General features: G+C 63.7%; 13 protein-coding genes. 6 read left to right on the forward strand and 7 right to left on the reverse strand.

The features are described from left to right. Positions 1 to 13: 13 nt before the first annotated feature. Positions 14 to 2,077: a TonB-dependent receptor plug domain-containing protein gene (locus tag WBP06_RS23215; RefSeq protein WP_395337497.1), complete on the reverse strand. Its 2,064-nt coding sequence runs from the start codon at positions 2,075 to 2,077 to the stop codon at positions 14 to 16. Between the two features lie 109 nt (positions 2,078 to 2,186). Between WBP06_RS23215 and WBP06_RS23220 the strand changes: the two genes are divergently transcribed. Next, positions 2,187 to 2,762: a homogentisate 1,2-dioxygenase gene (locus tag WBP06_RS23220; RefSeq protein WP_395337498.1), complete on the forward strand. Its 576-nt coding sequence runs from the start codon at positions 2,187 to 2,189 to the stop codon at positions 2,760 to 2,762. Positions 2,763 to 2,769: 7 nt separating this feature from the next. Then, the gene (locus WBP06_RS23225; protein WP_395337499.1) at positions 2,770 to 3,759 is read left to right on the forward strand and encodes a cytochrome-c peroxidase; all 990 of its coding nucleotides are present in this window, start codon (positions 2,770 to 2,772) and stop codon (positions 3,757 to 3,759) included. A 269-nt stretch (positions 3,760 to 4,028) separates the two neighbouring features. Here WBP06_RS23225 and WBP06_RS23230 read toward each other — a convergent pair whose 3' ends face one another. Both WBP06_RS23230 and WBP06_RS23235 read right to left on the reverse strand, forming a co-directional pair. Continuing rightward, positions 4,029 to 4,616, reverse strand: a complete 588-nt coding sequence (locus WBP06_RS23230; protein WP_395337500.1) for a hypothetical protein — start codon at positions 4,614 to 4,616, stop codon at positions 4,029 to 4,031. A 213-nt stretch (positions 4,617 to 4,829) separates the two neighbouring features. Next, on the reverse strand, positions 4,830 to 5,696 hold the full coding sequence (locus WBP06_RS23235) for an aldo/keto reductase family oxidoreductase (protein WP_395337501.1): 867 nt from the start codon (positions 5,694 to 5,696) through the stop codon (positions 4,830 to 4,832). 76 nt (positions 5,697 to 5,772) lie between these two features. Here WBP06_RS23235 and WBP06_RS23240 point away from each other — a divergent pair, with 76 nt between their 5' ends. From WBP06_RS23240 to WBP06_RS23250, 3 genes are all read left to right on the forward strand, one after another. After that, positions 5,773 to 6,519 (forward strand): TetR/AcrR family transcriptional regulator, encoded by a 747-nt coding sequence (locus WBP06_RS23240; protein ID WP_395337502.1) that lies wholly within the window; start codon positions 5,773 to 5,775, stop codon positions 6,517 to 6,519. A 218-nt stretch (positions 6,520 to 6,737) separates the two neighbouring features. Then, positions 6,738 to 7,277, forward strand: coding sequence for a lipocalin family protein (locus WBP06_RS23245; protein WP_395337503.1), 540 nt, complete (start codon positions 6,738 to 6,740; stop codon positions 7,275 to 7,277). 393 nt (positions 7,278 to 7,670) lie between these two features. Beyond that, the gene (locus WBP06_RS23250) at positions 7,671 to 9,224 is read left to right on the forward strand and encodes an alginate export family protein (protein WP_395337505.1); all 1,554 of its coding nucleotides are present in this window, start codon (positions 7,671 to 7,673) and stop codon (positions 9,222 to 9,224) included. Positions 9,225 to 9,230: 6 nt separating this feature from the next. Here WBP06_RS23250 and WBP06_RS23255 read toward each other — a convergent pair whose 3' ends face one another. Genes WBP06_RS23255 through WBP06_RS23265 form a run of 3 tightly spaced genes read right to left on the reverse strand, consistent with a single transcriptional unit; the run spans position 9,231 to position 10,430 of the window. After that, on the reverse strand, positions 9,231 to 9,686 hold the full coding sequence (locus tag WBP06_RS23255; RefSeq protein WP_395337506.1) for a c-type cytochrome: 456 nt from the start codon (positions 9,684 to 9,686) through the stop codon (positions 9,231 to 9,233). 5 nt (positions 9,687 to 9,691) lie between these two features. After that, a complete protein-coding gene (locus WBP06_RS23260) occupies positions 9,692 to 9,997 on the reverse strand; it encodes a hypothetical protein (RefSeq protein ID WP_395337507.1) in 306 nt (101 codons plus the stop codon). After that, positions 9,990 to 10,430 carry a DUF983 domain-containing protein gene (locus WBP06_RS23265; RefSeq protein WP_395337508.1) on the reverse strand — a complete coding sequence of 147 codons (441 nt, stop codon included), beginning with the start codon at positions 10,428 to 10,430 and terminating at the stop codon, positions 9,990 to 9,992. Before WBP06_RS23265 ends, WBP06_RS23260 begins: the two co-directional genes overlap by 8 nt. Before the next feature lie 92 nt (positions 10,431 to 10,522). Here WBP06_RS23265 and WBP06_RS23270 point away from each other — a divergent pair, with 92 nt between their 5' ends. Continuing rightward, the gene (locus tag WBP06_RS23270; protein ID WP_395337509.1) at positions 10,523 to 11,914 is read left to right on the forward strand and encodes a PLP-dependent aminotransferase family protein; all 1,392 of its coding nucleotides are present in this window, start codon (positions 10,523 to 10,525) and stop codon (positions 11,912 to 11,914) included. Between the two features lie 175 nt (positions 11,915 to 12,089). On the opposite strand, the gene kdpC is transcribed toward WBP06_RS23270, so the two are convergent. Then, positions 12,090 to 12,692, reverse strand: a complete 603-nt coding sequence (kdpC, locus tag WBP06_RS23275; protein WP_395337510.1) for a potassium-transporting ATPase subunit KdpC — start codon at positions 12,690 to 12,692, stop codon at positions 12,090 to 12,092. Between the last annotated feature and the right edge of the window lie 2 nt (positions 12,693 to 12,694).

The raw sequence follows: 12,694 nt of genomic DNA on the forward strand, positions 1-12,694 counted from the left end.
ACCGGGGTCAGCCCTAGTACTTGTACCGGAAACTCAGGTAGAAGCTGCGGCCTGGCTCCGGGAAGCCGTCCGTCAGGATGTAATAGTCGTCGAACAGATTACGCACACCCGCGCCCAGTTCGACGCCGCGATAGAGCGTGTAGTCGATCGCAAGATTGGCCAGTGCATAGCTGCCGGTGCGATAATAGCGCGTGCCGGCAGTGTTCACCGTCCAGCGGTTCGAGGCGATGTCGGCATTGGGGCGAACGTGCAGAGCGTCGATCGGCGACCAATCGGCCCAGAGGAACGCCTTGTGCGTCGGCACGCCGGTCGGCTGGAACGCGGTGTTGGTGGGATCGTCCAGATCGCGATGCGTGTAGGTGTAGTTGCCTCCCAGGCTGAAGGTGCGGGCAAGCTGCGCGGTCAAGGAAATCTCGCCGCCGTAGTAATTGCCGCTGCCAAGGTTGCGGCTCTGGGTGACCGACTGGCCTTGGTAGATCAGCGGGAAGGCGACGATCACGTCGGTCAGGTGCGAATAGAACGCGGCCGCTTCGACATGGACCGGGCCGAAATCGCGGGCGCCGCCGATCTCGTAATTGGTGGCGCGTTCCGCCTTGAGGTCGGGGCTGGAGACCGCGCCGCCGAAGCGGGAGCTGAAGCGCTCGAAAATCGTCGGGAACCGCGCGCGCGAGGATATGCTGGCGTGGAGGCTGGTGGCCGCATCGGGCCGCCAGGTGAGCTGGCCCTGCCCGTTGAGCGCCTGGCCATTGTGCAGCGGATATTCGATCAACGCATTGTTGGCGTAGTCCTCCGCCCGGGAAAGATCGCGCCAGTCGTAGCTGATCCCGGCGGTGAAGTTCAATTGCGGCGAAAGGTCCAACCGGTTTTCGGCGGCGATGCTGTAGGTTTCCTCCACGCTGGTCTGCTTCGGCTCGGTCGCGCCGGAGGGGAAGACCTGCTGCCATTCCACATGCTTGTCGCGCCGGTAATGGGCCGCGACGCTCAGTTGGTCGGCGCCGGTCACCTGCAGGTCGAGCTGGGCGGAGCCACCCCAGGCGCTGTCCGCGTAATAGCTGTTGAAGGCGCGCGGCTTGGTCTGGGTGGTTTGCGTGGCATCGTCGAACGCGCTCAGCAGGTTGTCGAAGCTGTTGCGGTAGACGCGCGTCTTCAAGGTCGCCAGATCGCCCAGCGCGGTGGTCGACAGGAAGTAGATGCTATCGATGTTCCAGTACGGCCAGGACCAGTTGCGCTGGGTCGATACCGGATCGGTGATGTGCAGCGGTGCGTTCTTGGAGCCTTCCTGCCGCGTATAGCTCAGCGAATATTCGTCGGTGGCATTGGGGGTGAATCCCACCTTGGCGTTCACGCGCCAATCCTCGCTGCGCGAAAAGCCCCGGTGGCCGCCATCCTCGGCCGAACCCGGCGTGGGGTCGTAGCTGCCCGGCAAGTCCCAGTGATCGGTGAAGTTGCGGGTATAACTGGCCTGTGCGTACCACTTGTCCTGCCGGGTACCGAGCAGGGCGAAGACATTGTATCCGGCGTATTCCGCCTCACGCCCAAGGTTCAGGGTGCCGCGTGCCTCGGCCTCGATTGGCTTGGTCGGAGTGCGGGTGACGAGGTTGATCGCCCCGCCCATCGCGCCCGGGCCATCCAGCACCGAAGCGTAGCCCTTGGCCACCTGCACTTGCGCGATGTCGGCCGTGAGGAAGCGACCGTAATCGAGCCGTCCGTCCGCCGGCAGGTAGACGCGGATTCCGTCGATCGACAGCGGCACCTGATAGCGATCGAACCCGCGCACATTGATCAGCCGCTCGTTACGCGATCCCCCGCTGTTCGACGTTGAGACCCCCGGCATCAGATTCACCGCATCGTCCAGACTGGCGCGGTTGAATACCCGCATCGCCTCCCCATCCAACGTGGAGGAGGTGATCGACGGGGCGGACGGAGAGCGGGCGGTGACGATGATCTGGCCCAGCGTGAACGCGTCGCCGCGATCCGCCTGATCTGTAGCGGGATCGGATGGCGAAGTGCTTTGCGCCAGCGCGGGCGTGGCGAGGACGCAGGAAAGAGTAACCGCGAAAGCGGATGCAAGACGCATGACTGATACCCCCATGTTTTTGTTCTCTCGCCGCTCTGGCGATTCGCTATATCCGGCCGTATATAGTTTTTGCATGACGCAAAAGTGGAACGAATAGAGGGGGATCACGATGGCGGGAGGCAGCTTGGGTATTTCGCGGCGGTGGAGATGGACGGTCGGGGCACTGGCAGCGCTGGTTCTGACGCCCGCAGGCTGGGCGAATGCGCAGGACATGCCGGAGATGCCCAAGGTGGCGCCCTCGCCGATAGCCTGTCCGGCAACGCCGGTGGCGCCGCCTGCCGAATTGGCCGGCTGGAACGCGCGCGCGGCCCTTTCGGCCGGGGCTGATGCCCGCACCGCCGCGCGGTTGGAATTGGGCAAGGCAGTGGACGGCGGCCTTCACCCGACGCCGCAGGTGCGCTTTGCCCTGCGCCCCGAAAAGCCCGGCGGATCGGTGAGTTTCGGCGGAATCTATGCCTTTTCAGTCAAGGATGCAGGCAAGTACCGCGTCGCGCTGGGATCGGCGGCATGGATCGACGTGGTCAAGGACGGCGCGGCGGTAACGTCGATCGCCCACGGACATGGGCCGGACTGCTCCGGCATTCGCAAGATGGTCGATTTCTCGCTGGAACCGGGCGAATACCTGCTGCAGATTTCAGCCAATCCCGAGGCGAAACTGCCGCTGCTCGTCACCCGATTGCCCTGAGGCTGCGATGCGACATGCCCTCACGGGGCTGGCGCTGATCGCCACGGCGTTTTCAGGCGTCCTTGCCGTGGAAAAGCACGATAGCTGGAACTGGGGCGCAGGTATCGCCGCGCCGCCCGTGCCGGCCGACAATCCGATGAGCTTGGATAAAGTCGCGCTGGGCAGGCGGCTATTCTACGACGCCGACCTTTCGATCAACGGCACGATGTCCTGCGCGACCTGCCATGAGCAGCATCACGCCTTCGCGGATGGCAATCGCACCCATCCCGGCGCGTTGGACGATCCGGGGCGGCGCAACGTGCCTGCGCTTCAGAACCTTGCCTGGCTTTCGCCGCTGACATGGGCCGATCCGCGCCAGACCACGCTGGAACAGCAGGCAGCGGTGCCGATCCTGGGCGACCACCCGGTCGAAATGGCGATGCAGGGGCATGAGGCGGAGATTGGCCGCAGGCTCGGCCTCGATCCCTGCTATCGCGCCATGTTCCGCAAGGCATTTCCCCGCGATGGCGGCCGGATCGACTATGCCCACACTGTCAAGGCGCTGGCGGCTTTCGAACGGACGCTGATCTCGCGCGGCAGCGATTGGGATCGGTTTGTGGGTGGGAACCCGGATGCGCTGTCCGGCGCTGCGCGGCATGGGCTGGCGGTGTTCCAACGCGATTGCGCGTCCTGCCATTCGGGGCGTGACCTTACGGACACCAAGTTCCATCGGATTCAGGCGGCGGGCAGCGACCATGGACTGGCCGAAGTCTCTGCCTTGCCGGACGACACGGGTAAATTTCGGACGCCCAGCCTGCGCAATATCGCAGTGACCGCGCCCTATCTTCATGACGGATCTGCCCCAACATTGACCGACGCGATCGCTGCGCATGAAGAGCTTTCAGTCAATGCCGACATCCCCGCCTTGCTGGCGTTCCTGAACGGTCTGACGGACCGCACTTTCCTGACCGATCCGCGTTTCTCGCTGCCGATGGAGGCCTGCGGCCGGCCCCTTTAGGACATCTCGTCCCTACTATGACCATCCTGCTCCGGCCGCCCGACAGCGACAGTGCGCAAACGCCTTTTCGCAGCCGGTTTCGTCATGCCGATATTCCGGTCATGGACGAAGCGCTCCCCGCATCAGAGCATGGAACTGGCATTGGCCGGCAGCTTTTCCAGGCCAGCGCCTCAGGCAACGTCTGGTTGTGGCGAATGTCAAGGTCGGTCCCGGCGGCACGAATTGCAGCTGCCATTACGGAGGGATCGTTTTTACCGCCCGCCGAGCAATCAGCCGATCGAAGTTGGTGCTATGTACGCCTCGACCCAGGTAGCATCGTTCGCGCGGGAATAAACACTAACCCAACCACCGCCGCCGAGTTCGAGGCTTCCGAAACTGGTGGTGATCACAGAGGTGTTACCAGTTGGTGCGATGATCGCGAGTGACACACTGACAAACGTCACGCCTGACGGAGAACGCGATGCATATGCTTGCCGCACCGCTTCCTCACCAAACTGTATTCGGTTGCGCCTTAGATAATCTCGGATTTCCGGGCACCGCTCTACCGCGCTGAAACCCGACTTAGGCTTCATTAAACGCATTTCCGATGCACCGGGGGGGCTAACGCCCCGCCTCGGTCGGCCAACTTTTGCCCAGTCGTATTGATACTCGGCATCAAGTGCCTGCGATGAGGATTGGCCAACCCAGCTTCCGAATATGAGATTACTACCCATACTGTTCACTATCGACTGAACAACACTGAGCGAAGCTCGGCAAGCTCGCGCAGCGGGATCGTCAAACTTGTCATCTTGTCCGCTGCCTGCGGATGAAGCCGCTAACAAGAGAAGCGCTGAAATCAAATCGATTGCTCCGGTCATGAAATGGCTGCAGCCGGCTTTGCCTTTTAGCGTGATACCGACCCAAACGGATGTGTCGAGCGGTGGCAGCTTTGGGGCGCGAAGAGACTGACAGCTTCAGGGCGACGGACACGGGATAGCCGACATTTCCAGGAGCAGCGCTGGGTGTCGGCTGCTGCCCACGCGCTGAACGGCAAGTCATGCCCGCCGCTCAGCGCTTCTGCAGCCAGTGGCTTAATCGGCCAGCGCGTTGAGCGCTTCGAACGCCTCATCGGGCAGAACAAGATCGGCCACCGCGATATTCTCGCGCAGGTGCGCGATCGACGATGTGCCCGGGATCAGCAGGATGTTGGGCGACCGACGCAGCAGCCAGGCCTGGGCAATCTTTTGCGGCGTGGCGCCCAGCCTTTGGGCAAGGTCGGTCAAGGTCTGGGATTGCAGCGGGGTAAAGCCGCCAAGCGGGAAATACGGGACAAAGGCAATGCCATCGCGGGCCAGCGCATCGATCATCGGATCATCCTGGCGATGGACCACATTGTAGAGGTTCTGGACGCAGGCCAGCGACACGATTTCCCGCGCTTCGGCCACTTGCGTCGCCGTGACATTGCTGATGCCGATATGGCGGATCAGCCCCTGCTGCTGCAATTCGGCCAGCGCGGTGAGCGGCGCCTCGATCGAGCCCTCGCCCGGACCGCCGACACCGAGCATCGCCCGGAAATTGACGACCTCCAGCACGTCCAGCCCAAGATTGCGCAGATTGTCATGCACCGCGCTCGCCAGTTCCTCCTTCGAGAAGGCTGGCAACCAGTTCCCCTGATCGTCGCGGCGTGCGCCGACCTTGGTGACGATCGTCAGGTCGCGGCCATAAGGATGCAGCGCCTCGCGAATGATCTGGTTGGTGATATGCGGACCATAGAAATCGCTGGTGTCGATATGATCGACGCCCAGCGCAATGGCTTCGCGCAAGACGGCGATGGCCGCTGACCGATCCTTGGGCGGGCCAAACACACCGGGCCCGGCAAGCTGCATGGCGCCATAGCCGATCCGCTTCACCGTGCGGTCACCGAGTTGGAAAGTGGCGGTGTTGTCCAAATGGGGCATGGAGTGGTTTTCCGTGGTTGCCTCGATGAGTTCGGCCAATATATGAAGGATTCTTCAGTTTCGGAATTCGCTTTCCATGAACCCCACCTCGCTTGCGCTGAGCCCCCGGAAAACGCCGCATCAGGCGCGCGCACAAGCCACCATCGAGATCCTGCATACCGCCGCGATTCAGCTTTTGATTCGAGAAGGCCTCCTGCGCTGCACGACGACACGCATCGCCGAGCGGGCGGGCATGTCGGTGGGCAGCCTCTATCAATATTACCCGAACCGCGATGCGCTGCTCGCCGCGGTTCTTGAGAACCATCTGACCGCCCTTGCCGAAGGTGTGGAGGCGCTATGCCGCGACCAACAGGGCGGCCGGATTGCACGGATGGCAGCAAGTCTGGCCAAGACCTTCCTCGCCCTTAAACTGGATAATCCCGGCACGTCGCAGGCACTCTATGCCATAGCCGGGGAGCGGGGCGGCGCCGAACTGGTCGAGCGCCTCAGCAAACGCATGATCGCAGCGATCGCCACGATGCTAAAAAGCGCTTCGGACGCGCGGATCGACGATCCGCTGGCGGTGGCCACCGTTGTGCTCAGCACCATGGCGGGCAACGTGCGTGCCGTGTTGGATGGCCACGCCCCGCCAGGTTTCGAAGGGGCCTTGAGGGAGCAGCTTGTCCTGCTGCTCTCCAGCTATCTTCAGGCCATTGGATCGCGCGCCCAATCTGAGCCGCAGACGCCGACCGTCAACTCCGACTGCGCTTCGACGCAATGCGAAGGCGAAGAAATCATGGAGACGCGCGCCGGCGATGCGATGCCGTGCCTACCCAGCGCCTAGACGTGGCGCGGAATCGCCGGGCCGCGATCTTGTTCGACCAGCCGTTGCCAGCGCCGATCCATCGCTGCGCGACTTTTACTTTTACGTCCAAAAAGCAACACCCCTGAGTGATGGCACCGCCAGTTCGCGGTCGAGCCTCGGCGAACGTTTCCGTGACGAGATCGGCGAAACCGAACCGCCTTCCAAGGTTTATTAGGCCTGGAGACACAGGAGCGTTTATGCGGAAATCGACGATCGCCTTCGCGTTGGCCGGCACCTCGCTGTTGGTAGGTGCCTGCGCTTCGATCCCGAGGGCGGGGCCAGTCGGAAATGGCGCCGTTCCGATGCCTGCAAAGCCGATCGACGTGAAGCGCTACATGGGCCGTTGGTACGAACAGTACCGCTACGAAGCCTCGTTCGAAAAGAACATGGAGAGCGTCACGGCCGATTACTCGCTGAACCACGACGGCACAGTGAAGGTAGTCAATCGCGGGCTGCGAAACGGCAAGTGGAAGGAAAGCACGGGCAAGGCAACGATTGTCGACACCGCCACGAACGCCAGGTTGAAAGTATCGTTTTTCGGCCCGTTCTACGGCAACTACTGGGTACTCGACCACGGCGATGAGTACGACTGGTCTATCGTTGGTGAGCCTTCCGGCCGATACTTGTGGGTCCTTACCCGCGAAGCCCGCCCTGACGCTGATCTGCTGTCAAGATTGGAGGCACGGGTAAAGGCGTTGGGTTATGACTGGTCGCTCGTCCGACGGACGCAGCAATAGGCCTGTTCCTGCCCGCGCGCCAGGCGGCTGGCGAGCCCCGAGCCCATCGCGGTTTGCCATCGATTCCGCACGGTAGGTTCTGACAGTCAGGGCAGTCGGATTGACCCAAGGCTGCGTTCCCCGCGTGGGGTATCGCGCGGATACTGCATTGGTCTTGGCCGTGCGGAGCATGGAACGGTAGTTTCATCGGCAGGAGCATCCGCGTCCGCGCGGCGGCATCCGACAAAACAAGAAATGACGATGGAGAAGATGCCGTGGTCGCCATGACCCTCGCGGGGATTCCCGCGCCGAACTCACCTGCCCGCTCCGAATTATCGCAGCTTTAGAGCGCGTTGACGGGAAGCCCCGAGAGCTTCGCCCCCGCTTAAGCACGAACATCATCGGAGAGAGACGATGGTCAGCCTTCTGGTTCTGGCCGCGGCTACGGCTGCGCCCCTGAATTCTACTGCCCCTGTCGCAACAACCACCCTTGCCGCCGCCCCGCAGGACGAACTGCAGCAAGTGCCGATGGCGCCCCCGCCCATTGCGGTCCCCGCAAAGCCGCCGCGCGTGCCGCTGCCGGTTCCGCCTACCGCCCCGCCCGATCTGTCGAAAGCAGCGGTCGAGAACCCGCCGATGGGTTCCGACGTGCAACTTCAACGCACTCCTCGCGCGCAGGCGCTGCCTTATGACGAGGATTACAGTGACTTTGCCGATCCGGCCAAGCGCAAGGGGCTCTGGGCCAATCTGAAGTACATCCCGCTGACCGATGCCAGCTATCTGTCCGTCGGGGGCGAGTTGCGCTGGCGCTTCGAACTGCGCAACGAAGAACGCTTCGGCGGCGGCAAGCAGGACGACAACGGCAATTACGAGCAGCGCATCAGGCTCTGGGCCGACTTGCACTTGGGCGATCATCTGCGCGTGTTCGGCGAACTCAAGAGCGGGTTGCAGGCGGGCTACAGCGGTCAGCAACTGGTTTCCGACAAAAAGACCATCGACCTTGCCCAGGCCTTCGTCGAAGTCCATGCCCCGGCCGGTGACGGCACACTAAGCTTCCGCGTGGGCCGGCAAGAGATCGGCATCGGCGGGTTCCGCCTGTTCGACATGCGCGATGGCCCGAACGTGCGCCGCTCCTTCGACGCAGCGCGCATCCGCTTTACGCAGGGGCCGTGGGATGCCGAAGTGCTGGGCGGATTCACGATCACCGAAACCACCACCGCCTTCGACAACAGCACCAATTACGAGGCGCCGTTCTGGGGCGCACGAGTGGCGCGGGATCTGGGATCGATCGTTCCCGGCGGCAGGCTGGAAGGACTGTGGGTCCACACGCGTCGGCCGGTGGCCAAATATGACGCCGGCTCCGCCGCAGAAGCGCGCGACACCTATTCGCTGCGGTTCAGCGGCAAGCAGAAGAAGCTGGAATGGGATGTGGAGGCCATCGGCCAGACCGGCCATTGGGGCGACCAGTCCGTGCGCGCCGGGTTCCTGACCGCCTATGCCAGCTATGGCCTGGCCCTGCCCGCAGCCCCGCGCCTTGGCCTGCGCTTCGAGATCGGCTCGGGCGACAAGGACAAGTCCGACAATCGGATGAACACCTATTACCAGCTGTTCGCCCGCCCGCTGACGATCAACGGCGAACTGGGACGCGCCAACCTCATCACCTTCGGCCCGACCGCCACGATTACGCCGATGAAGAAGCTGACGGTGGACGCCACGGTGATGGGCCTTTGGCGTACCTCTCTGCAGGATGGTCTCTACGGCGCGCCCGGCCAGCTGATCATCAAGGCCGACGAAGGCACCGCGCGGCAGGTGGGCGTACGCGGCACGCTGGGCGCGCGTTATGCGATCTCTCCGTTCTGGGTGGTCGGCACCTATTTCAACCATGTCCAGAAAGGCCGCTTCATCAAGCAGGTGCCGGACGGGCACAACCTGGATTACTTCAACCTGTTCACCACCGTGAGGTTCTGATCGAGATCAGCGCGAGGGCTGCTGCGTACGCAGGTAGGCAATCAGATCGGCACGATCGAGCGCGTCGGGAACGCCGCGGAACTGCATCGTCGTACCGGGAACGAATGCCTGCGGATCCGTCATCCAGACGTCCAGCGCCCGTTCGTCCCACTTTCCGCCGGCCTTGGCGAGAGCGGCGGTATAGCTGTAGCGCGCACGATTGGTGGCGAATTTCGTGCCGAAGACGCCGAACAGGTTCGGCCCGCCCCGGTCCATCGCGCCTTCCATGATGCTGTGGCAGGCGGCGCATTGCCGGAACTTGCGCGCGCCCGCGTCGGCGCTGGCGACTTTCATCAGGTCGGCCAGCGCCGGGTGCGGGCCAGCCTGGCGCAGACGATCGTCATGATGGTCGTCACCGCAGCCGGCGAGCATGAGTGCCACCGCCATGACGGCAGGCGCGGCGATTGCCTTGAAAACGGACATCCCGGTCAGTCGCGGTGAAAGAATGCAGGCCGGCCGCTCAGGACATTGCGGGCCATCAGGCCGCCATCATGCAACGCCAGCGCGCCACCCGGGGTGGCGTCATCCCAGAAGCCGGGATCCGCATACTGGTTGAGCGCTTCGCGATAGCGCGCCACGACCCCCGCCTGCGCGGAAAGCAGTTCGGCAGCGGCCCGGGTCTCCGGAAAGTCATCCCCTTCGCCGGCGAGCACCATGCCGGACAAGTCCGCGCGGCCGGTGGCATCGAAATAGTCGGCCACGAACATCCGCGCGAGGTCCATCCCCTCAGCCATCGTGCTTTTCCGCGCGCGCGTTCAGTTCGGCCCAGAGCTTTTCGGTTCCAGCCTCCTGCGCCTTGTTCACGTATTGCGATGCAACCAGCCATCCCTTGATATAGGGCAAGGGCAGGATGCAGCCGATCCCCAGCAGCGGGAACGAGGTCACCAGATGCACCCAGAATGGCGGGTCGAACGCCACCTGGAGCCAGACGGCGAAGAACGTCAGCGGAAAGGCGACGATGCACAGCGAGAAGAACGCCGGCCCGTCATCAGGCGCCGCAAAGCCATAGTTCAGCCCGCAATTGGGGCAGATATCCTGCAGCTTCAGCCACTTTCGGAACATCGGGCCCTTGCCGCAACGTGGGCACAAGCCTTTGAGCCCGCAGTGAAATATCCAACGGCCCTTATCGCCCTGTTTTCCCGTCTGCGATGTGTCTGGTTGCGTCATGGTTCGATCCGCATGTTGCTTCGACTCGGACGTAAACGCGTCCTTGCAGTCGCTGTCTTGCGTTATATGGGTTTTGTATGCATACAAAGTCAATGCAAACCACGTCGCAAAGCTGGCTGCCGGATATCGGACAGGCACATGGCCCAGTCTATCTCGCCATATGCGCGGCGATCGGGCGCGATCTTGATGAGGGACGCCTGAACCCCGGCGATCGCCTTCCCCCGCAGCGCGAACTGGCCGAAGCGCTGGGCATCGACACCGGCACCGTGACGCGCGCCTATGCGGAAGCCCGACGGCAGGGCCTGATCGACGCGGAAGGGCGACGCGGCAGCTTCGTTCGGGGATTGCCGCGCAAGGCGACGGCGCAAGTGCCACCTTTCGACACCGGAATGAACCTGCCGCCGATCCCGGCCGACGGGACATTTTCCGCTCGCTTCGCCGCAACGCTCCAGACGGTACTCGAAGGTCCTTCGGCCGCGAACCGGCTGCAATACCAGCCTGCCGGTGGCGCCCCGGAAGACCGGCTGGCCGGTGCACAATGGCTTTCGGCACAAGGCATCGCGGCGGACGAGGACAATGTGGTCGTCACCAGCGGCGCACAGACCGCGCTGCACGCGATCGCAAGTTCCATCCTGGAACGCGGCGATGCCGTCTGCACCGGCCCCTTCGTCTATCCGGGCTGGACCGCGATCTGTCGCCGGCTGGGTATCAAGCTGATCCCCATTGCGGCGGACCGTTCCGGGATCGATCCCGATGCGCTGGAGCAGGCTTGCAGCCTCGGCACGATCCGCGCCGTCTACATCGTTCCGGACAACGACAATCCCACCACCGCGACGCTGGACCGCGAACGCCGGGAAAGGATCGTGGACATCGCTCGCCGGCACGATGTCCTGATCATCGAGGACGATCCCTATTCGCGCCTGGCGGAAACCGAAATTCCCCCACTGGCCGCGATGGCGCCGGAGCGGACATGGCACGTCGCCAGCCTGTCCAAGCTGATCTCCCCCGCGCTGCGCATCGCCTATTTGCGGGCGCCGCTGCTGCGGGACGCGCTGCGACTGGCGACGGATACGCACGAGACCACGGTCATGCCGCCACCGTTGAACCTTGCCGCCTGCGCGCGCTGGCTGAACGAGGGGACATGGGCGGAACTGGTGGACGAAGTGCGGGCGGAATGCCTGACCCGACAGGCCATCGTGCGGGACGTGTTGCCGGCAGGCTCCTATCGCGCCGCGCCGGCGGGCTATCATCTTTGGATACCGCTGGAGGGCGAGACGCGCGCGTTCGAACTGGTCAGCGCAATGCGTGCCCTGGGCGTCTCGGCCGTGTCGAGCGAGCAGTTCCGCGTCGATCCCGCCGTGCAGGAGCACGCCGTGCGGCTGTCGATCGGCGGCAGCGTCGATCACCAGCGGCTACGGCGCGCGTTGGAAGTCACCGAAGCGATGCTGCACCATCGCGGAGGCCGGGCCAGCCCGTTGGTGTAACGGGCTGACCCGGCAGTTTTCGTCAGACCTTGGGCCAGCCCGTTGGTGTAACGGGCCGACCCGGAAGTTTTCGTCAGACCTTGGGCCAGGCCGTTGGTGTAATGGACCGGCCCGGCAGTTTTCGTCAGGCCTTGGGCCAGCCCGTTGGTGTAACGGACCGGCCCGGCAGTTTTCGTCAGGCCTTGGGCTTGCCGGAAAGTGCATCCAACCGGCGATTGAGTTCAAAGACATTGACGCGGGGCTCGCCCAGAATGCCCAGCAGGGGCTGCTCGACGCTTTCGTCCACCAGATGGCGGAGCGTAGCCGGATCGATGCCGCGCACGCGGGCGACACGATCGACCTGATAGTAGGCCGCCTCGGGCGTGATGTCGGGATCGAGGCCCGAACCCGATGCGGTGACCAGATCGGCCGGAACCGCCTTGGCAGGCTCCGCCGCCTTCATCGCGGCAACTTGCGGCTTGACCCGATCAACCAGCGCCTGCGAGGTGGGGCCGTAGTTGGATCCCGAAGAGGCCAGCCCGTCATAACCCTTGCCGGCGGCGGAAGGCCGCGTCTGGAAATAGCGGTCCGACGTGAAGGCCTGCCCGATCACGGTGGAGCCGATCACCCGCCCATTTTTCTGGCCATTCTCCCGCACCAGACTGCCGTTGGCCTGGCTGGGGAAAATGGCCTGCCCGATGCCCGTCAGCGCCAGCGGATAGGCGATGCCCAGCAGGATCGCGAACAGCACCGTCATGACGATGGCCGGTCGCAGCGATGTGAGTATGTCCTTGGTCATTG

The sequence above is a fragment of the Novosphingobium mississippiense genome, assembly GCF_044029535.1.
Lineage (GTDB): Bacteria > Pseudomonadota > Alphaproteobacteria > Sphingomonadales > Sphingomonadaceae > Novosphingobium.